Source organism: Paenibacillus sp. FSL H8-0280 (assembly GCF_045040665.1).
GTDB lineage: Bacteria > Bacillota > Bacilli > Paenibacillales > Paenibacillaceae > Paenibacillus > Paenibacillus xylanexedens_A.
The window spans coordinates 5,971,544-5,991,687 of the sequence record NZ_CP150296.1 but is presented as its reverse complement, the minus strand read 5'-3'; the positions used below and the strand labels follow the sequence as shown (position 1 = coordinate 5,991,687).

17 protein-coding genes and 1 pseudogene are annotated in these 20,144 nt (G+C 46.6%); 14 read left to right on the top strand and 4 right to left on the bottom strand.

The window, feature by feature from the left end:
- Positions 1-32 precede the first annotated feature (32 nt).
- Together MHI12_RS26175 and MHI12_RS26170 are read right to left on the bottom strand one after the other, a co-directional pair.
- Positions 33-685 (bottom strand): annotated as a pseudogene (locus tag MHI12_RS26175) (transcriptional regulator).
- A 400-nt stretch (positions 686-1,085) separates the two neighbouring features.
- A complete protein-coding gene (locus MHI12_RS26170) occupies positions 1,086-2,276 on the bottom strand; it encodes a cation:proton antiporter (RefSeq protein ID WP_405170729.1) in 1,191 nt (396 codons plus the stop codon).
- A gap of 375 nt (positions 2,277-2,651) precedes the next feature.
- Here MHI12_RS26170 and MHI12_RS26165 point away from each other — a divergent pair, with 375 nt between their 5' ends.
- From MHI12_RS26165 to MHI12_RS26145, 5 genes are all read left to right on the top strand, one after another.
- Positions 2,652-3,224, top strand: a complete 573-nt coding sequence (locus MHI12_RS26165; RefSeq protein ID WP_074096493.1) for a DUF420 domain-containing protein — start codon at positions 2,652-2,654, stop codon at positions 3,222-3,224.
- 73 nt (positions 3,225-3,297) lie between these two features.
- The gene (gene gpmA / locus MHI12_RS26160; protein ID WP_405170728.1) at positions 3,298-4,041 is read left to right on the top strand and encodes a 2,3-diphosphoglycerate-dependent phosphoglycerate mutase; all 744 of its coding nucleotides are present in this window, start codon (positions 3,298-3,300) and stop codon (positions 4,039-4,041) included.
- Positions 4,042-4,256: 215 nt separating this feature from the next.
- Positions 4,257-4,430: a hypothetical protein gene (locus MHI12_RS26155; protein ID WP_405170727.1), complete on the top strand. Its 174-nt coding sequence runs from the start codon at positions 4,257-4,259 to the stop codon at positions 4,428-4,430.
- Between the two features lie 179 nt (positions 4,431-4,609).
- The gene (locus tag MHI12_RS26150; RefSeq protein WP_341008943.1) at positions 4,610-5,518 is read left to right on the top strand and encodes an aldo/keto reductase; all 909 of its coding nucleotides are present in this window, start codon (positions 4,610-4,612) and stop codon (positions 5,516-5,518) included.
- An 85-nt stretch (positions 5,519-5,603) separates the two neighbouring features.
- Positions 5,604-5,930 carry a thioredoxin family protein gene (locus MHI12_RS26145; RefSeq protein WP_017692202.1) on the top strand — a complete coding sequence of 109 codons (327 nt, stop codon included), beginning with the start codon at positions 5,604-5,606 and terminating at the stop codon, positions 5,928-5,930.
- Positions 5,931-6,607: 677 nt separating this feature from the next.
- Here the strand turns inward: MHI12_RS26145 and MHI12_RS26140 are convergent.
- Positions 6,608-7,417: an undecaprenyl-diphosphate phosphatase gene (locus MHI12_RS26140; RefSeq protein WP_405170726.1), complete on the bottom strand. Its 810-nt coding sequence runs from the start codon at positions 7,415-7,417 to the stop codon at positions 6,608-6,610.
- Between the two features lie 214 nt (positions 7,418-7,631).
- Between MHI12_RS26140 and MHI12_RS26135 the strand changes: the two genes are divergently transcribed.
- From MHI12_RS26135 to MHI12_RS26115, 5 genes are all read left to right on the top strand, one after another.
- A complete protein-coding gene (locus MHI12_RS26135; protein WP_339191351.1) occupies positions 7,632-8,264 on the top strand; it encodes a TetR/AcrR family transcriptional regulator in 633 nt (210 codons plus the stop codon).
- A 114-nt stretch (positions 8,265-8,378) separates the two neighbouring features.
- Complete coding sequence (locus tag MHI12_RS26130; RefSeq protein ID WP_405170725.1) at positions 8,379-9,230, top strand: substrate-binding periplasmic protein; 852 nt, start codon at positions 8,379-8,381, stop codon at positions 9,228-9,230.
- 32 nt (positions 9,231-9,262) lie between these two features.
- Positions 9,263-9,907 carry an amino acid ABC transporter permease gene (locus MHI12_RS26125; RefSeq protein WP_017692207.1) on the top strand — a complete coding sequence of 215 codons (645 nt, stop codon included), beginning with the start codon at positions 9,263-9,265 and terminating at the stop codon, positions 9,905-9,907.
- Between the two features lie 16 nt (positions 9,908-9,923).
- Positions 9,924-10,670 (top strand): amino acid ABC transporter ATP-binding protein, encoded by a 747-nt coding sequence (locus MHI12_RS26120; RefSeq protein WP_405170724.1) that lies wholly within the window; start codon positions 9,924-9,926, stop codon positions 10,668-10,670.
- A 278-nt stretch (positions 10,671-10,948) separates the two neighbouring features.
- Entirely contained in the window at positions 10,949-11,371 is a 423-nt protein-coding gene (locus tag MHI12_RS26115; RefSeq protein WP_017692209.1) for an OsmC family protein, read from the top strand.
- Positions 11,372-11,465: 94 nt separating this feature from the next.
- Here the strand turns inward: MHI12_RS26115 and MHI12_RS26110 are convergent, their stop codons facing one another.
- Positions 11,466-12,077 carry a TetR/AcrR family transcriptional regulator gene (locus tag MHI12_RS26110; protein WP_405170723.1) on the bottom strand — a complete coding sequence of 204 codons (612 nt, stop codon included), beginning with the start codon at positions 12,075-12,077 and terminating at the stop codon, positions 11,466-11,468.
- A gap of 143 nt (positions 12,078-12,220) precedes the next feature.
- On the opposite strand from MHI12_RS26110, the gene MHI12_RS26105 reads away from it, so the two are divergent.
- The 4 genes from MHI12_RS26105 (at position 12,221) to MHI12_RS26090 (ending at position 20,084) form a co-directional block, all read left to right on the top strand.
- The gene (locus tag MHI12_RS26105) at positions 12,221-13,399 is read left to right on the top strand and encodes an MFS transporter (protein ID WP_405170722.1); all 1,179 of its coding nucleotides are present in this window, start codon (positions 12,221-12,223) and stop codon (positions 13,397-13,399) included.
- A 218-nt stretch (positions 13,400-13,617) separates the two neighbouring features.
- Positions 13,618-15,408: a sensor histidine kinase gene (locus MHI12_RS26100; RefSeq protein ID WP_405170721.1), complete on the top strand. Its 1,791-nt coding sequence runs from the start codon at positions 13,618-13,620 to the stop codon at positions 15,406-15,408.
- A complete protein-coding gene (locus MHI12_RS26095) occupies positions 15,401-16,999 on the top strand; it encodes a response regulator transcription factor (RefSeq protein WP_341008932.1) in 1,599 nt (532 codons plus the stop codon). Before MHI12_RS26100 ends, MHI12_RS26095 begins: the two co-directional genes overlap by 8 nt.
- Positions 17,000-17,174: 175 nt before the next feature.
- The gene (locus tag MHI12_RS26090; protein WP_405170720.1) at positions 17,175-20,084 is read left to right on the top strand and encodes a glycoside hydrolase family 2 protein; all 2,910 of its coding nucleotides are present in this window, start codon (positions 17,175-17,177) and stop codon (positions 20,082-20,084) included.
- Positions 20,085-20,144: the final 60 nt, after the last annotated feature.

Below are 20,144 nucleotides of genomic sequence, written 5' to 3'. Positions count from 1 at the left end.
GGATATGTACGATATCGGCGAAATAGAGTGTCTCATGTTCGTAAGATATAGGTTCGATATCGTTGAGTACCACTAGCGACATGTAATACTTGTTGATCATTCAGGCTGTGAAGAACTCTTCGAGCATGCTGATCCGTGATTCGTAGGTGCGTTGCTAGTTACGAGAGGGCAAATGGACGGATGATGCGTCTGGCATAACGAACAGTCTCGGCTTCTAGCCAATTTAAGGATGTCGGAACGTCCGTAGCAATGAATTTTCCCATAAAAGAGAGCACAAGCTGTTGGCACCGTTTCGGTTCGTCTTTAATGGAGAGATAAGCGATCGGCAGAAAAATCCAGTCATCCAACGTTAGCAGACAATGCCGCCAGCATAAATCTTTAAAACGCCGTACATCCAGATCACGGGCATGTGGGCCGTATCCCTGAATCTCAATACCTCCTTTAACGCCGTTACCTGGCAGATAAGCCAGATCCAGATACCGATAGCCGTTATGAAAGTCTCGAACTTCCCATTCGGGTTGCAAATGGTTAAAGTTTTTCATCACCGGAAACCAGACTGAACGCAAAAATTCCAACGTGCCATGTTCAAGTCATTTTCAAGTCTGGACAGCACTCTGGGGTTCGTTTCCTTCTCCAGAAGGGAGTGCATCCAAACTTCGTAAGCCTCATCAAAATCAATGCTCATCGTCTTCATCTCCTCTAAAAATAAAATAAAATAAAACGAACGTGAACAAGGCTTCAGGTCGTCATGTAAAAATACAAAAAGCCGCTCTGACCATTCCAACCTTCGCGTTGAAGGGGAGAATGGATCAAAGCGGCGTGTGCTTCACGACCGATATATTACATTTCTAGATCAAGTATAGCTTTAAATATGGAATGATTTCAATACCTTTTCCAATAGAGGATATCTCAAGCCAAGGTCTGGTCTCGGTTCAAAACTTAACAATAAAGATTCCAGTGTGGTACTCTGAACTCTAGACTTCAGTTGTGTCCCTAGAATTACTATGAGTGTCTTGCGACTCAGTTAAGCTATGTCTTGATGATATGCTGCACTTTTCGCATTTCGCACACCCAAGGTAATACCCTCACCCGTTCAAATGGGATTCCTCAATTCCTTTTTCAACCCGCTGCTCCCCTTTTTTGCGTGCAAAGGTGATTTTCAGGAGTGGCGGAGTAACCAGTGTAGTCACAATAACCATGATCACAACGCTGGTAAAGTACTCCGAATCAAGCAAGCCCGAAGCAAGTCCGGTCGAAGCAATAATTAGAGCAACTTCCCCTCTGGAGATCATGCCTGCTCCAATAGCAATAGAAGAGGAACGGTCGAACCCGGTCAGCCGGGCACCGGCTCCTCCACCGATAAGTTTGGTAACAATGGCGATGAGACTGATGACGATAATAAACCAAATCTGTGAGCCCACACCATCAAAGGTGACATTTAAGCCGATACTAACAAAGAATACCGGGACAAAAATTCCATAAGCAATTGGCTCGATTTTAGTTTCAACTTCATGTTTGAATTTGGTTTGGGAGATGGCGATACCAGCGGCAAATGCACCAATGATTCCAGCAACTCCCATCCACTCTGCAAAGTATGAAAAGAGGAAACAGATAATGAGTCCTGTCGTAATCACGGTTTCCGTGACCCGCAATGGGGCCATCCATTTCATGACCCGTGGCACAAGCCACCAGCCTGCTGCAAAGATGATGACAAAGAACAAAAGTTTCTTACCAATCAACAATCCAATAGAGACATCCCCTGCACCTGTGCCGAGCAAGCTCATCATGACGGCGAGCAGAACTACAACGAGCACATCATCCACAACGGCTGCACCCAGAATGGTGGTACCCTCCCGTGAACTCAGTTGATTCATATCCTTCAACGTTTGCACTGAGATACTCACTGACGTTGCACAGAACAGTAGTCCGAAGAAAAGCGCGTGTGTCTGCGACATACCAAATGCTATGGCCGAACCGTATCCTCCGATAAAAGGTAAGATAACACCGCCGACGGCCACAGCAAAGGCCGCCTTCCAGTTTTTCTTTAATTGCTCCAGATCGGTTTCCAGTCCGGCGATGAACATCAACAACAGTACCCCGATCTCAGCCATATAATGAACGAAATCCGTCTTCTCCACCCAACCGAGGAGGGCAGGGCCGAGGATGACACCTACAATCAGTTTCCCCAAAACCGATGGTTGACCCAATCTTACGGATAGATCACCAGCAAGTTTGGTAAAGATTAAAATAAGTGCAAGAACCAAAATAAATTCCATAGGTGTTCTTCCCTCCAGTAGTAGCGTCTATAGGTTAACCAACCCAAGGGCGATCCATCCTCCGCTTCAACCAGAAAAAAAGGCACAGAACGGCATTAGCAGAGTGCCGTTCTGTGCCTGAAAAAGACAAAGAGGGGCCCTTGGTGACAGGCTCCTCCAGTTTGAACGCGTATGTGATTAATTGCGTTAATTATACCACAAATGAAGGATTCGGTAAATGGGAGCCGGATTGGATTTGAGTGAAAATGTCCGCAAAGGGGCATTTTATAGGAGAGTGCAGCGGTTTTTGTTCAGAGTGTTGTCACTTAACAGCCCGGAATTGGCGAGATATAATGATATAGAACATAGAAGTTAGGATATGAGGAGGATTTTGCATTGGGCAAAAATAACAAAGGGGAGCCGAACATTCAGTCCCCGACGAGTAATAAAAATTTCGCAGGCATCATTATCACGATTTCCATTCTCGCTAATGTCATTATTTTATTATTGTTCTTCGCACCGTCAATTGGTTACAAAGGTGATGTAACCTTTGATATTACGGTGTTGCCGCGGTTTAATGCCGTGTTTAACAGCTTTACCTTCATCTTCCTGCTCGCAGCGCTTATTGCGATTATCAAGCGGAATGTGAAGCTGCACAAACGATTTATTCTTGCTGCATTCTCAACAACATTGTTATTCCTCGTGACCTATCTGACGTTTCATTACCTCTCACCAGAGACGTCCAAATACGGCGGCGAGGGCATCATTCGTTCGATCTATTTCTTCATTCTGATTACCCATAGTATACTGGCAGCCCTGATTGTTCCATTGGCGTTGTTCACACTTGTATGGGGTTGGACGAATCAATTGAAGAAACACCGCAAAATTGCACGTTGGACGATGCCAATCTGGCTGTACGTCAGTTCTACAGGTGTTGTGGTATACCTGATGATGGCACCATATTATTAATGTGATGAACGTTTCACTGTGCTAATTAGTTTGACTTGCGGGTAATGTTTCCATGGAAGGAGGGTTCACGTTTATGTACAGAGTTGTTTTGATTCGCCATGGACAGAGCATGTGGAATGTAGAGAATCGTTTTACCGGATGGACAGATGTGGATCTGACAACGGATGGTTACGGAGAAGCACGTAAAGCAGGGAAGATCATGAAGGAACAGGGATTTGATTTTGATTACGCCTATGCATCCGTGCTGAAACGTTCTATTCGAACACTCGATATTGCGCTGGATGAAATGGACCTCATGTGGATTCCCATTACGAAGACTTGGAAGCTGAATGAACGTCATTATGGTGCACTGCAAGGACTGAATAAACAGCAGACTGCTCTGAAGTATGGGGAAGATCAAGTAAAGGAATGGAGACGATCCGTGAACGTATCTCCCCCGGCACTGGACCAAACCGATGACCGATATGTGCAGGATCTGGACAAGTACAAGCGGCTCGGATGCACCATCCCTTTTACGGAGAACCTGATGGATACCTCGAAGCGTGTACTGGAGTACTGGAATGCGGAGATTAAACCGATGGTGTCGGCTGGCAAAAGAGTGCTGATCTCTGCGCATGGGAACACGCTCCGTTCACTCGTCATGCATCTGGACCAATTGTCCGAAGCAGACGTGATGGCACTTAATATCCCGACAGGTATTCCGCTTGTCTACGAATTGGATGAAGATCTGCATCCCATCGGACACTTTTATCTGACCGCCGATGGTTCGACCTACAAACATGAAGAAATGACCCATGTGGCAACGCCATCTGATTAATTGGACATGGACGTTTGTCTTGATTGTACGAAAGCTTGTATGATTTATCTCGTTCGGTTGATGTTTCAACAGGACGATTGAAAGATGACCGCTGAATTGAATTCGGAGGTCATCTTTTTTTCTGCGATCAAGCCTGTACTTCGTTTCGTTTTGCTCTCACAGGGTAATTGTCAAACAAGACACGATGTACATTTATCCTGAAGGAGGAGAAGCACATGTCTAAAAGAAGAGGAATACTCATGACGGCTATCGGCGCAGGTGTGACTTATCTGATGAGGAACAAACAAGCAAGAGATAAGCTGTTTAGCACTGTCTCGGGTATGATGAAAAGCTCCAATTCGTCGTCCAATGGAACAAGTAAAACCAGACCACGTGTGGAAGTGAAATAGATTGCGATAGTTCGTTTATCATTGAATGAAAATGATGATCATGAGAAACCTGGAGATGAAGTCGTTCCAGGTTTTTTTGTGCAATTAAAAGCAATTCCTTGCTTTTGTGTGTAATGCGATTTTTGCTAGCAAGAATGATACAATGGATACTTGCAGAACGTATGGAGGGAGATGCACATATGAAGAAAAATCGTCTGGGTACATCCGAACTGATGGTGTCTGAGATTGGGCTGGGATGTATGTCACTTGGAACTGAAATGGAGCACGCTATGGGCCTGATTCATGAGGCTCTGGATCATGGGGTCAATCTGCTGGATACAGCCGATCTGTACGACGCAGGGCGTAATGAAGAGATTGTAGGACAAGCTATTAAAGGACGTCGGGACCAAGTCATTGTGGCGACCAAAGTAGGTAATCGTCGTATCCCCGGCAAAGAGGGCTGGTCATGGGACCCGTCCAAAGCCTACATTAAGCAGGCTGTACATGAAAGTCTGAAGCGTCTGCAGACCGATTACATCGATCTGTATCAGCTGCATGGCGGGACCTTGGACGACCCCATCGAAGAGACGATCGAAGCATTTGAGGAACTGAAGAAGGAAGGACTTATCCGATATTACGGAATTTCCTCCATTCGTCCCAATGTGATTCGGGAGTATGTAAAGAGGGCATCCATCGTCAGTGTGATGAACCAATACAGCATTGCTGACCGCAGAGCGGAAGAAGAAGTGCTACCTTTATTGGAACAAAAGGGGATCAGCGTAATTGCCCGCGGGCCCGTAGCTAGCGGTGTGCTTGCCGATTCCGGATCTGCCAAGGCAGACAAAGGTTATCTGGACTATACGCCAGAGCAACTATATACCATTCGGCAAGGGCTAAGTCGTCTTGTTACAGACCAACGCAGTATGGCTCAGACAGCTATCCGCTACGCGTTATCCCATCCTGCCGTAGCAGCTGTTGTCCCTGGTGCCAGTTCAAGAGAACAGTTGCTGCACAATGTTGCTGCTTCGAATTCGCCTGAACTCACCGCTGCTGAAATTCAGGAAATACGAGAGCTCAGTCCCGCTAATCTGTACAAGCAGCATCGTTAACTCCATTAAGCCTATTTTCAATTGTAACTATACGAGGTACAATGAAGATCAGCCAAAAAAGGAACATATAAGGGAGAGAAGACATATGGAAAGAATTCAAAGTGAACAGCAATATTTGGATACAATTAACTCTGATGGTTTTACCGTCATTAAATTTGATACAACCTGGTGTCCGGATTGCAAAAACCTGGATCGTTTTATCGGGGATGTTATCGACCAACATACGGACAAAACCTTCTATGCTCTGGATGCAGAAAAGTTCCAGCCGTTTGCCGAAGAGAATGGTGTGCGCGGCATTCCAAGCCTGCTCGTCTTCCAGAACGGCAAGAAAATCGCACATCTGCATAGCAAATGGGCTAAAACACCTGCTCAAATCTCCGAGTATCTGGAGACGCTTGAATCCAAAGTTTAAGCGTACGAGACTCAGCAGTTTGTCTAATTAATTTAGCTAAGGAGACCTCTTCTTGTCCTGCGACAGGAAGGGGTTTTTCTGCTTCATTCCAGCACGCATGATGTGCATTCAATAACTGAAGTTGAGAAACAACGCTTGTTTAGAATTTGTTCAGTGCTCCCATGTATACTGTGAGAACAAACTGAATATTTGGAGTGAACAAGATCCGTATGAAGAATGAAATTTTTGAAGAAATGCACCAATTAAGTCACAATGATGACCGAAGATACCGATTGTTGATGATCGGGGTGAAGCAATTGCTGCAGGAACAAAAGGAGAATAGATATAATCTGCGTGAGAGATTAAAGAATCGAAAGAAACACCGAAACTTTCAAGTAAAAGAGTGGTATTAGACAGGCTGCTTTTCAGAAGTGAACATAAATATGGTTGTCCATGATACATATTAAGTAAACCTAGTCGGCATCACCAATGATCCAACCCACTAAAGAAGGAAGTAATGAAGAATCAGACTTCTTCTAATTACGGATGTTCCTGTCTCTGGAGCAGTAACAGAATCGTGAAGCAACAGAAACATGAAGTAACGGAAGTATAGCAATATAAAATATGGCGGCCTCGCTTCCCAAGGGAACGTGAGGCCGCCATTGATTTTGCCTGTCTAATTACTTGAATTGTAATGATTACATCAAAATAATAAAGAACACGGCTGCCAAGACAAAGCGATACACAGCAAAGACGGTCAGACTCAATTTTTTCAAAATGGACAGGAACGTCTTGATCGCAAGCATGGCGACGATGAAAGCAGCGATGAATCCAATCGCGAAGATTGGGAAATCACTGCCGTTCAGGTGATCGATACTTTTGTACAGGTCATATCCCGTAGCACCAATCATAATTGGCACAGACACAAGGAATGTGAACTCCGCAGCGGCTACACGGCTTACCCCTGCAAAGAGACCGCCTGAGATCGTGGACCCAGAACGGGAGAAGCCTGGCCACAATGCCACGATCTGAAATATACCCACCGCGAATGCCTGTTTGTAGGAAATATCATCAACATCATGGGTAGTAATCCGCCCACTCTTCCGGCTCCAGCGTTCGGCAACGATCATCAATATACCACCTATAACGAGGCTGTACAGCACTGTTTCCGGACCAAACAAATGTGCTTTGATCCAGTCGCGGAATACAAGTCCGATGACTACGGCAGGAACCATCGCCAGGAAGATATGTCCCAGATTGAGGCGGCGGGAGTAAGGTCTGCTCCCTCCGGTGAAGCGGAACATATCAATGAATTTGTTCCAGTACAGTACAACAACAGCAAGTACAGCTCCGAGTTGAACAACCACCTCAAACGTTTTGACTGACTCGTTGTCCTCCGATAAACCCAGCAAGTGGGCAGTCAGAATCATGTGTCCAGTAGAGGACACGGGCAAAAACTCAGTCAAACCTTCGATGATGCCCATAATAATGGATGATATAATGTCCAATTCTCTTCCTCCTTGAAATGCAGGTGACAGCACAGGCTGTCCTGCTTGACCATGCCTGTTCATTTGAACAAGGCTATCACCTATTATGATCACAAATGCACTCAACTTCAACTTATGCTTGTAACCATTTGTTTAAAACTATATTGACAAAAACCTAGTTATCCCATAGGATATAAATTAACTGACTGACTGATCAATCGGGAGGGTTACATGAATGACCAAAATTAACGGTTTGGAACCCGGTGAAGAACGCCGGGACCAAATAATACGCATAGCGATGGAGCGTTTTGCAACCCAAGGCTACCATCAGACGAAAATTTCCGATATCGTCCGCGAGGCTGGTGTGGCGCAAGGGACATTCTACTGGCACTTCAAGAGTAAAGAAGCCATTGCTTCGGAGATTGTCTTAACGGGCAAGGAGGAGTTACTTGAGTCGATTGGACAAGGGTACCGTAAGGATGCCGGATCGGTAGAGGATATGGTGAAAGCATCGGAAAGGCTGTTCACTGACTTGTTCTTGTTTGCCGCGCAGAATCGTTATTTTATGGAACTGTTGCTCAAAGGCATCGTGACGGAAGAGTCCGTACAACGTTTGGTCGAGGAGACACGTAATGCCGTCGAGACAGCGTTCCGTCACAATATGGAACGTGCCATCGAACTCGGCATGTTGCCTAAGGGGATGGATGTACCACTTCGAGCAGCGTTACTGGTAAGCATGATTGAAGGCATGATATCACGCTGGTTGTTCGGTTCCGATGAGTTGCACAGCAAGTTCTCAGCTATGACAGCTTCATCGCTGGCAGCTGAGGCAGCAAGCTTTGAGTTTTACGGACTGCTAGGCACATAAGATTCACATGATTAAACAAATAGCAGGGAATAATGGGTACAACTGCGGTTTAGCCACAATAAAGTAACCAAATGTACATTCAGATTAATACACGACTGAGAGGAAGTTAACGTAATGAACAAAACATATGGATCGAAAACTCGTAAAGGCTGGTCTTTGACAGCAATTCTGCTGATGACCGTGCTGGTACTTAGTGCTTGTGGAAGTAAAGCAACAGACGGTGGAAGCACAAATGGTGCACAGGCAAGCAATGAACTGGAGCAGATCAAGTCGGCTGGCGTTATCAAAGTGGGCATGATGGGCACATACGCACCGTACAACTTCCTGAACGATAAGAAAGAAATGGACGGCTACGATGCCGATATCGCACGTGAAGTTGCGAAGCGTCTTGGGGTTGAGGTTGAATTTGTATCCCAGGAGTTCTCCGGTCTGACACCAAGTCTGCAAGCGAAGAAGCTTGATGCCATTATCAGCCAGATGACCATTACCGATGATCGTAAGAAAGTACTGGATTTCAGTGATCCGTATATTACGAACCAAGTTAAAATTATTGTAAAAGAAGATAATAACGATATTACCAAGCTCGAAGATTTCAAAGGAAAAACGATTGGCGTAGGTCTGGGTACAAATGATGAATCATATCTGCGTAATGAAGTGTTGCCAAAAGTGGGAGACTTCACGATTAAAACCTATGACGATGTCATCTCTTCACTCAAAGACCTGAATGCTGGGCGGATTGACGCAACAATCAACAACATGTACGCTCTGAAACCGATTGTGGATGCCAACGGATTGAAAATCAAAGCTGTAGGTGAAGCTATTAAGAGTGACCAGGCAGGTATTGCTGTTCGCAAAGACAATCCGGAACTTGTAGCAGCACTGAATGATGCGCTCAAAGGCATGAAAGATGATGGCACGTACAATACCATTTTCAAAAAATGGTTTGGTGAAGAGCCTGCGCAATAATGAACCTGCAAGGCGAAGGGAAGATTTGACCCATGGAACTGGTATTTGAGAATATCCCCTTCTTTCTGAAGGGGGCTTATTATACGCTGTATGTAACTGTGATCTCCATGTTTTTTGCGTTCATCATCGGAGTGCTTGTTGCGATTGCTCGTCTGAAGGGACCGATGTGGCTTAGGTTGATCGCAAGGTTTTATGTATCCATCATGCGGGGAACCCCGCTGCTGGTGCAATTATTCGTTATTTATTACGGATTGGTCGATTATGGAGTGACCTTGGGATCTCTCACGGCTGCCTGTTTGGGACTCAGTCTGAATGCAGGTGCATTTTTGTCGGAGACGTTCCGTGGAGCCATTCAGGCTGTGCCTAAAGGACAGACGGAAGCTGCATATGCAACGGGAATGACCCCGGCTCAAGCAATGAGACGGATTATCTTCCCACAGGCTGTGCGCATTGCCATCCCGCCGATGGGTAACACCTTCATTGGCATGTTGAAGGAAACATCACTTGTGGCGGCGATTGGTGTTACCGAGTTGTTGCGTTCAGCACAACTGCTGGTATCACAATATGCATTGAACATGCCATTTTATCTGGCGATTGGTGTGATCTACTGGATCATGAGTATCGGCTTCTCGGCCATTCTGGAACAAGTGGAGCGCCGGTTGGCCCGGGCTTACTGATGGGAGGAGAGAACCGATGATTACAACAACTGGACTTACCAAACGTTTTCAGAAAAATGAAGTACTTACGAACATCGATCTTCATGTCGATGCCAAAGATATTGTTGTATTGCTCGGCCCAAGTGGTTCAGGCAAAAGTACCTTGCTGCGCTGTCTGAATGGACTCGAAGAGTTGTCCGGAGGACAGATCGAAGTAAACGGCATTGTGGTCAACAGCGCAGATCCGCTGCGAGTCCAGCGTGCCCGGGTACTGGAGATTCGTCGCCAGACCGGCATGGTATTCCAGCAATTCAATCTGTATCCGCACAAGACAGTGCTGGGTAATGTGATGGAAGGTCTTGTTACGGTGAAAAAAATCAAACGGGACGAAGCGGCTGAACGCGGCCGGATTCTTCTGGATCGGGTCGGCTTGTCGGACAAGCAGGATGCGTATCCATCCCGATTATCCGGTGGCCAACAGCAGCGGGTCGCCATTGCACGTGCACTTGCAATGGAGCCGGAAGTGATGCTGTTTGATGAGCCCACTTCAGCTCTTGATCCTGAATTGGTCGGAGAAGTGCTTTCCGTCATGAAGGAGCTGGCAGAGGAAGGTATGACGATGCTGGTTGTGACGCATGAATTGAAGTTTGCCCGTAATGTGGCGAACAAAATCGTCTTTATGGCAGACGGATCGATTGTGGAAGAGGCAAGTCCACAGGCTTTCTTTGAGGATCCGAAGCAAGAGCGCACCCGCCGTTTCCTGCAACAAATTACTGAATTTTGATGAAGATAACAGCCATCGGAAGAACGAACGTACCCGGAGCGGGTATTTAAGGTCGTGAACGATATCAGTTCAACTAAACTTTTTGCACAAGAACGGAGAGGACAGAAGAAACCTGAAGAAGCGGAGCGTGCGCCTTTATCCCCTGATTTTCCCCTTGAAGAAGGGAATCAAAAAAATCTGGGGATAACAGCGATCGGAAGGTTATTCTGTCATCGGAGTGGTAAGTGCAAACCTTTTTCGCTTGAACTTAACCTATTCTAAGAAAGAAGGATAACATCATGAATGTAACAACCGTATGGAAAGGCAAACGTGCGTTTACTTCCGAAGGACCCTCTGGCTACGCGGTTGGCATGGATGCCACTGCTGCTTATGGTGGTGACAGCAAGGGGGCGACCCCGATGGAATTGTTACTGGCGGGTCTCGGCGGCTGTATGGGAATCGATATTACAATGATTCTGGACGCTTTCCTGGACAAAATTGAGTCGATTGAGATTGAAGCGCAAGGCACACGCAGTGAAGAGATGCCCAAAGGCTTCACATCCATTGATCTGATCTTCAAAGTCGATGGCGATATCCCGGATTATCGCATCTGGAAAGCCATCCAGATGGCTGAGGAAAAATATTGTGCAGTTTCCGCTTCGCTGAACGCCGATATTCATCCTAAACTGATCCTCAATGGGGTAAGTACACCTCGTCCTTAATAACAAACGAACAGATTCTATACTGAGAGGCACTTCCAATCGTGGGAGTGCCTTTTTTGGCTTTTCTAACCTATCAACAGTTCGTAGGTTTAAGTCAGGCTGAATGTTGAACAAGGTTCCAGATGCCCATGAATTCCGTAATAGCCTGATCGATCGTTGCATGAGGAACACCGTCGCGGGCTTGTGTAGAGATGCCTTGCATAAAGGTATCAAATACGGTGGTTAGCATGGCTACATTCGTGGAAGCAGGAATTTCACCGACATCCACAGCACGCTGGATGCAATCCTGCAGGCGGTTGCGAGTCAGCTTTCTTTTCTCAGCGGCAATGTCACGGATATGATTGTTTTTGGAAGAACATGTGCTGGCTGACAGCACAATTAAACAGCCAGATGGATGTGTGCTGTCTGTTTGCATTTTTGCGGTGCTTCTTAATGTTGTTTCGATCGCTTCTCTTGGTGACAGCGCGAGATCCGAGAAACTTTCCGTCACACGTCCAAACGTATCCATGTATCGTTCTACCACTTCTTTATACAGCGCTTCTTTGGATTCAAAGGCTGCATAGAAACTGGCTGCTGAAATATCCCCCATGGCTGCTCGAAGCTGAAGTAATGAAGTGGCCTCGAAACCTTGCTCCCAAAAGAGCATCATCGCTTGTAATAAAGCTTCATCCCGGTCGAAAATGCGCGGACGTCCCGTTCTTGCCATAAGAAATCCCCCCCCTTTTATTTTAATTATATACTAATCGATCCAAAAGTCATTGACAAGGTGAGACAGTCTGAATAATATAAGGAATGATCGATCCATAATTCGATTACTTGTTCTACACTATCTTAAAAGGAGCTGCACAGATGTCTGATATATCTTCTCATCGTTTTCCGTGGTTGGGGTTGCTGGCCCTGGCTATGGCGGGTTTCATAGCTATAATGACCGAAACACTTCCTGCGGGGTTACTGCCGCAAATTAAAGAAGGGCTGCAGATCTCTGAGGCAGGGGCGGGGCAGCTTGTCACCTTTTATGCTGTTGGGTCACTGGTTGCTGCCATACCTGTGGCGGTGCTGACAAAGGGTTGGCGGCGGCGTCCGCTTTTACTTCTGTCTATTATTGGTTTTCTTGTCTTCAACACCATTACTGCCCTCTCATCAAACTATGTACTGACACTATTCGCTCGTTTCTTGGCCGGTGTTGCAGCTGGTGTCTCCTGGGGCCTAATTGGTGGTTATGCATTACGCATGGTACCTGATCATCTCAAGGGAAGAGGCATGGCTGTGACTATGATTGGAACGCCGATTGCCTTATCGTTTGGTGTTCCGGCAGGTACGCTGCTTGGTTCATTTATGGGCTGGCGCTCAGTGTTCTGGCTGATGTCGTTGCTGGCGTTTGTACTGATTTTCTGGGTGCTCTGGAAAGTACCCGATTATCCAGGGCAGTCAGCTGATAAACGTATCTCAGTCAGGCAAGTGTTGTTCACCCCCGGTGTCATTCCCATTTTAACTGTCGTTTTGGCCTGGATGTTGGCTCATAATATTTTATACACATATATTGCTCCTTTTCTCGCCGATGTCGGTTTGGAATCGAAGGTTGGACTCATTTTACTTGTATTTGGTCTGATGGCATTGGTGGGCATCTGGATTACAGGTATTTTCATTGATCGGTGGTTGCGTATGCTGGTTCTCATGAGCCTTGCGGGCTTTGCTTTGATTTCCCTTGTATTAGGTCTTTGGAGTGAGCACGTTGTTGTCGTCTTTGGTTCTGTTGCGCTGTGGGGTCTGACATTTGGCGGTGCGGCTACCCTGTTACAGACTGCACTTGCTCAAGCTACTGGGGAACAGGGTGTGGATCTCGTCATGCCGATTAATACAACCGTTTGGAATCTGGCTATTGCCCTTGGGGGAATGGCGGGAGGTGTTCTTCTGAATCAATGGGGAGCTTCGTCATTTAACTGGGCCATCTTGGCTCTAACATTGGTGGCTTTGATTGTTGCATGGCGTGCCAAAGGATATGGATTTCGCCCATCTAGGAGTCACTAAACTTCTGTCAGTAGAAAATAATTCGTTAAGCCCGGTCGCCATGTTAATGGCGGCCTCTTCTACTAGAGGTAGGCTGGATTGTTGCCCGGCAACATAGTACCCATTTCAATGACAATCCGAATTCTGGCGGTTCTGTGGTATGATTAATTCTGAGGACAGAACATCCTGATCCTGCTGTTTATATGTAAGCGCTTATACAGATGACGGAAGGTGCAGACATGTTGAAAAGGCTGATACGAACCACTAATAATCTCAAATTAAAGCATAAATTGCTCATTTCCTATGTACTGGTTGTCATGATTCCGGTCCTGATTGTTGGTCTTGCTGTGACCAGTTATTTTCGCCAGCAAGCCTTGGACAATGCGATAGGACAGACGATCATCAACGTGGACAAGATCAAGAGCCAGACGGCAACCATGCTTCGTGTACCAACCGATATATCCAATCTTTTAATGTTTAATGCGGATCTCAAGGAGATCGTGAATAAACGGTACAAGAGCGTTGTGGAGTTAACCTCAGCGTATCTTGCATACAAAGACTTTCAGGAATACAGGCGTTTGTACCGTGAGATAGCCGGCATTCGTTTTTACTCAACTAACCCAACATTGATCAACAACCTCGAATTCATCCCGGTAGACAAGCAGACGGAAGAGAGTTACTGGTACCAACAGGCACTGAAAACAACCAGCATCGGTTGGTTCTACATTCCGGACAAGGAAGATAATCCTGTACACAAGCTCAGCCTGGTGCGCAAAGTACCTTTTGCCGAGTATCGGACCGAGGGCGTGTTGATGATTGTGATCAATCAGGATGAGCTGAATGGATTGTTGCGTCAGGAACAGTTCGAGACGATGATTACGGACGAGCAGGGGTATGTGGTTGCAGCCAAGAATACCGAGCTGGTGGGTAAAACGCTGGATGAGCTTGATTTTGGCGTTGATCTGCAGAGTCAGGCAAAAGGCACCATAGAGGGGGATTTCCGAGGGGAACCATCTAATATTGTTATTGATGAGCTGGGCCCTGGATCGAGTATGAACAGCCTGAAGGTGATTTCGGTTTTTGCCACCAAAAATATCGTCAAAGACGCCAACACGGTCAGCTTGATTGGCATGATTTTCATTATACTTGTGCTGGTTATCGCCCTATTATTCGTATATATCATCTCGTTCCTCACTTCGAACCGATTGCTCCGGCTGAGTAAACACCTCAACAAGCTTGCATTAGGAGACCTGAACGTGACTTCACGGATTGATGGAAACGATGAGATTGGGCAACTGTCACGACAGTTTAACTATATGGTGAAAAGTATTAATGAACTCATGACGCAGGTTGTAGAAGCGACCGAACAGAACAATCAATTGGAAATCGCGCAAAAAGAGATTAAACTGAAAATGATGGCGAGCCAGATCAATCCCCATTTCTTGTTTAATGCACTGGAGTCCATTCGGATGAAAGCGCATATTAAGGGAGAAGCAGAGATTGCCAACATCGTTAGGCTGTTGGGTAAGCTGATGCGCAAGAGTCTGGAGATTGGCAGTGGAAAAACAACTTTCCGGGCTGAACTTGAAATGGTACGTTCCTATTTGGAAATTCAGAAATTTCGTTACGGCGACCGCCTTGCATTCCAGATCCATATCGATCCCGAGGTGGAGAAGATGTACATTCCGCCTTTAATTATTCAACCTTTGGTTGAGAATGCGATTGTCCATGGTCTGGAGAACAAAGAGGGTACAGTCCGCGTTCATATAAGTATTCGTTTAGTAGAGAACATTGTGCAGATCCGTGTAGATGACAATGGTGCAGGCATAACGCCAGAACGACTGGCTGAGGTAATGCAGTTCATCTGTGGACCAGAAGAACAGGAGAAGAGCCGGATCGGCATGCGTAATGTACATCAACGCTTAACCTTGACGTACGGGGAGCCATATGGATTGCAGATTAAGAGTGTATATGGGGAAGGAACAGAGGTTTCTTTCACTTTGCCAGCAGGAGGGGACCAACATGTATAAAGTGTTTTTGGTGGATGATGAACCGAGCATACGTGAGGGACTGACAACCATTATTGAGTGGGAAAAATACGGATTCCAGGTCATTGCTACAGCTGCCAGCGGGCGTGAGGCCATCTCCCGGTTTGAGGAATTGGAGCCTGATCTGACGATAATTGATATTCGCATGCCCGGTATGACCGGGCTGGATGTGATTGAAGAAGTGCGCCGGAATCATCCGGATTCGCACTTTTTGATTTTAAGTGGTTACGCGGATTTTGACTATGCCAAGAAAGCCATCAGTTTTGGTGTGGATGGTTATCTGCTCAAACCGGTGGATGAAGAAGAGATTATTGGTGAACTGGAGCGTATTGCTACAATCCTGACCCGTGAACGGGAGACAATGGCACGTCATGCTGGTGAAGATACCGTCTTTCGGGAGCATCAGATCGAGGCTTTGCTCTTTGACAGTCTGGAGGGTGCGGGCAGTATGGAAGAAGATAGCCTGGGGCTGCACTGGCCTCACTATCAGATTGTGCTGCTTGAGATGCATGTAACCCCCGACCTGCAACGGGGAAGTGTTATGAAACGCAAACTGATTGAAGCATTTGACCATAAAGACCGAGGCATTGTATTCTCGTTCCATTCTGGTCTGGGGCTGTTAAGTAAGGAAATAATCACATCCGAGTCATCTGCAAGAAATCTGTATGATGAGCTGGAAGGACTGCTGGGAGAATGGGAGGTTCACATGTACGGTGCTGCGGGAGAACCTGTACATTCCACCTCTGAAATTGCGCGGTCATACACGCAAGCGAATCGTTTACTGGGGGAACGCTTCTTGTTCACGGAGCAACGCATCATTCTGTGGACTGAAGGCAGCGCAAGCGAAAGCATTGTTAAGCCAGAAGTTGGAGCTGTGGACGGAGCACATGAGCCAGTTGAGGACGAACTCGCGGACAAGCTGTATTATGCGTTAGACATCCGCAGTAGTGAGTCCGTTATGCGGGTACTGGGTGAGATGGAAGAGCGCTTGGTTCCATATCACCGAACAGAGCAAGCGATCAAGACGGCGTTCTCACAGGTATTTTCCCTGGCGTTCAACAAGCTTGCAGCGACGAATCAACATATGCACTCCATTATGCAGGAACATTCGGTTCTGATTAATGAAGTCTATCATCAATTTACGATGACTGATCTCAAAGTCATGGCATCGGAACACTTGAATCGACTTATTCAACGTATGGGTGGGGGAAGCAAGGATACTGTATTGAAACAGATGATTGAATTTATTCAGCGTAACCCTGGCGAAAATCTCAAGCTTGAGGTACTTGCTGAAGTGTTTAACTATAACAGCAGTTACTTGGGTAAGTTGTTCAAGAATCATACTGGAGAGTATTTCAATGCATTTCTGGACAAGGTTCGTATGGAAAAGGCCAAGGAATTGCTGGACGAAGGACTGAAGGTCCATCAGGTTGCAGCGAGAGTGGGGTATGCAAATGTGGACTACTTCCACGGTAAGTTCAAGAAATATGTAGGGGAATCCCCTTCCGCTTACAAACAGGCCAGAACCCAATCACCAATTAAAGGAACGGCTACGGATATAAACGAGGAATAAGTACGGAGTGCTGGGCGTTGCCCTTGCCTATTGTGTAAAACGTTTTCGATATTTCTGAGAAATTTCCAGATTCATCATATTGTCCATGCACTTCCCATGATAAGCAATGGTCACGGAATGCTTCACATTTTAGACTGGATTTACAAGAATCCAGATGAAGGGATGGCTATACGATATGAATTTGTCTGATATAGGTGCTGTACGTCATACATTGAACTTAAATGGAACATGGCAGTTTCGTTTGGATCGGGAGTCCGATGAACTCGTTGAACAAGAGATATTACCGCCATCACAGTGTGAAAATACATCATGGGAGACTATTCAGATTCCCGGTTCATGGGAAGAGCAAGGATACGGAGATGAGCCTGAATACGAAAGGCTCGATACCTGGACCAAGGTACGCGAGTATGAAGGCTCAGCCTGGTATGCTCAGGATGTGCATGTTCCATCAGACGATCCCGGATGCCACTATGTATTCAGATTGGAAGGTGTCCGATGGACAACGCATCTCTGGATCAATGGACAGTATGCCGGGCAGCAGGATAGTCTGGTGAATCAACAGAAGTGGGATGTTACCTCTCTGGTGAAGCAGGGAGAAGTGAATCGTGTGGAGATCCGCGTGGATAATACGATGAAACTTCCGCTGGCGGGTAGCCATATTCATTCATTGCATACGGCCACAGCCTGGGGTGGAATCACGGGTGGTGTTTATCTGGACAGTCTGCCCCCATGCCGATTACAGACGTTACGTATTCAACCAGATGCTGAGAACGGAACCATTCTGGTTGATTGTACTGTAAGCGCTCCCGCAAATGATTCCGCTAGATCGATGCAATTACATGTGGATATCCAGCATCCGGACGGCACATGGCTTGATCGATATAGTTGTAATGTGCATCTGAATGATCCATCACATGTGGATATAAACTCAGCAGGGTTAACTGAAAGCAACGCTGTAATAAATCAGTGGCGATTGGAACTTGGAACAAAAAAGTCTATCGCAAGATGGTCGGATGAATCCCCTGAATTATACAAGGCTGTGATCCGTCTGCATAATAGTGAACAGGAACTGGATCGGCTGGAGCAATCATTTGGTGTACGCTCCTTTGCAGCAAACGGGAAGCAGCTTGAATTGAATGGGACACCAGTATATCTGCGTGGGTACGTCGATTGCTGTATCTTCCCACTGACGGGTTATCCCGTCTGGGACAAGGAGCATTATCTTCAGCAATTTCGAATCGCCAGATCGTATGGCTTCAACCATGTCCGACTGCATGGGTGGAGCGCGCCGGAGCCTTTCTGGGAGGCGGCTGATGAAGCAGGCATGCTAGTGCAGGCAGAACTTCCCCATTGGTCTCGTTTCTTTGAGCAATCGGATCAGTCTGCGCCAGCTGAAGTATTGTCCTATCTGACACAAGAACTGGACGGGTTGCTTCAGTCGCTGCATAGACATCCTTCATTCGTCATGTTCTCCATGGGGAATGAACTCATTGGTCCGAATGGCCACCCTGAACTTAATGCATGGGTATCGAGGGCAAGGGATATGGACCCGACCCGGTTATATACGGACAATACAGGATTTGGACAGCTTCCGGCGCAAGGGCGGGAAGGTGATTATTATATTCAGTCGTTGAACTGGCATCCCCCGCTGGAATCCGCATATTCTGCTGTGCCGGATACCACGCTGGACTACCATGCAGTCACCCGGCTTGCGGAGCATCCCGTCATTGGGCACGAACATGCACAGTACACCATGTATGTGCGGCCTCAAGAGCGAGCCAAGTATACTGGGGTATTGCGTCCTAGCTGGTTACGACCGATCGAAGAATCGTTAACAAACAAAGGCATGATGGAGGACTTGGAGCATTTTCAACAGGTCAGTGGTACCCATCTGGTACGTTCCTTAAAAGAAGCCATGGAGCGAATTCGGCGAACACCGGACGCTGCGGGCGTACAGCTTCTGGACATTCGCGATTTTCCAGGGCAGGGACATGCTACGACGGGCATTCTGGATGTATTTTGGGATGACAAAGGCATTACAACACCAGAGGAATTCATGCTTTTCAACACAGATGTGGTGCTGTTATTAAGCTGTAAGGAGCGTACATTTTACGCCGGAGAACCCATTCATGTCGATGTACGCATCTCTCACTACGGTAAGGAGCCGCTTAAGGACGCAGTTATTCAGTGGAGGTTAATAAGCGATGATGTGATACTTACTGAAGGGGCATGGAAGACCGGAGATATCCAATGTGGGTCTGTCATGTCACTGGGAAGCATCGTCGCTAACTCACCTCATGAAGGGGCAGCAGCTTTTCGGATCGAAGCGGAGCTGATATCAGGCGATTCGGAAAGAACTGTAGCCAATGTATGGCATGGCTGGTCGTTTCCTTTTTATCAGTCCCATCCGAGTTCGAATCGGTTCTGGAATACCGTGGCAGAGTTGAAGCCATTCTTGGGTGAAGCGCATGATGATTGCGTAGATCGCATCGATGGATTTCAGTTGTTGAAAAATCAGGAGATTGACTTGGTTATCGTTCAGTCGTTAACACCCAATGTCGTTGATTATGTGGTCAACGGGGGAAGTGTTTGGCTACAGCCAACCGCAGAAGGGTTATATGATTCAGTGGAGACCAAGTATCTGCCTGTATTCTGGAATTACCTGATGTTTGCTACACAGCCTGGTGCAACGATGGGCATGTATTTGAGAGACCAGCTTGCACTACTAGGCTCCTTCCCGCACGATGGGGTTTCGGACTGGCATTGGTATCACTTGGTGAACGGTACACCAGCGATATGTTTGGATACGTTGCCCGGGGTGGAGCCGCTGATCGAAGTGGTGGACCATTTCCATCGGGCCAAACGACTTGCTTATGCCTTTGAGGCAAAAGTAGGGAAGGGCAAGATTTTGATATCCTCACTTCCGTTTGCCAATCTGGCTGTAATGAAGCGTCCGGAAGCCGCCTACTTATTTCAGGAGATACTTACGTATCTGAATGGAGATCAATTCCGTCCAGCTACCTCCATATCCGTAGCGCAATTACTCGGCATCGTTAAACTGCAAACCATTCAATTTACATTGTAATCAGAGGGACCCGAAAGGGTCCTTTTTGTATGCCATGTAATTGAAGTAAACGATTACCAT

Excerpts from the sequence above, each read along its gene's own strand:
- MHI12_RS26100 (WP_405170721.1), top strand. The coding sequence starts at position 13,618 with ATGTTGAAAAGGCTGATACGAACCACTAATAATCTCAAATTAAAGCAT.
- MHI12_RS26115 (WP_017692209.1), top strand. The coding sequence starts at position 10,949 with ATGAATGTAACAACCGTATGGAAAGGCAAACGTGCGTTTACTTCCGAA.
- MHI12_RS26110 (WP_405170723.1), bottom strand. The coding sequence starts at position 12,077 with ATGGCAAGAACGGGACGTCCGCGCATTTTCGACCGGGATGAAGCTTTA.
- MHI12_RS26125 (WP_017692207.1), top strand. The coding sequence starts at position 9,263 with ATGGAACTGGTATTTGAGAATATCCCCTTCTTTCTGAAGGGGGCTTAT.
- MHI12_RS26135 (WP_339191351.1), top strand. The coding sequence starts at position 7,632 with ATGACCAAAATTAACGGTTTGGAACCCGGTGAAGAACGCCGGGACCAA.
- MHI12_RS26155 (WP_405170727.1), top strand. The coding sequence starts at position 4,257 with ATGTCTAAAAGAAGAGGAATACTCATGACGGCTATCGGCGCAGGTGTG.
- MHI12_RS26105 (WP_405170722.1), top strand. The coding sequence starts at position 12,221 with ATGTCTGATATATCTTCTCATCGTTTTCCGTGGTTGGGGTTGCTGGCC.
- MHI12_RS26120 (WP_405170724.1), top strand. The coding sequence starts at position 9,924 with ATGATTACAACAACTGGACTTACCAAACGTTTTCAGAAAAATGAAGTA.
- MHI12_RS26170 (WP_405170729.1), bottom strand. The coding sequence starts at position 2,276 with ATGGAATTTATTTTGGTTCTTGCACTTATTTTAATCTTTACCAAACTT.
- MHI12_RS26090 (WP_405170720.1), top strand. The coding sequence starts at position 17,175 with ATGAATTTGTCTGATATAGGTGCTGTACGTCATACATTGAACTTAAAT.
- MHI12_RS26150 (WP_341008943.1), top strand. The coding sequence starts at position 4,610 with ATGAAGAAAAATCGTCTGGGTACATCCGAACTGATGGTGTCTGAGATT.
- MHI12_RS26095 (WP_341008932.1), top strand. The coding sequence starts at position 15,401 with ATGTATAAAGTGTTTTTGGTGGATGATGAACCGAGCATACGTGAGGGA.
- MHI12_RS26130 (WP_405170725.1), top strand. The coding sequence starts at position 8,379 with ATGAACAAAACATATGGATCGAAAACTCGTAAAGGCTGGTCTTTGACA.
- MHI12_RS26145 (WP_017692202.1), top strand. The coding sequence starts at position 5,604 with ATGGAAAGAATTCAAAGTGAACAGCAATATTTGGATACAATTAACTCT.
- gpmA (WP_405170728.1), top strand. The coding sequence starts at position 3,298 with ATGTACAGAGTTGTTTTGATTCGCCATGGACAGAGCATGTGGAATGTA.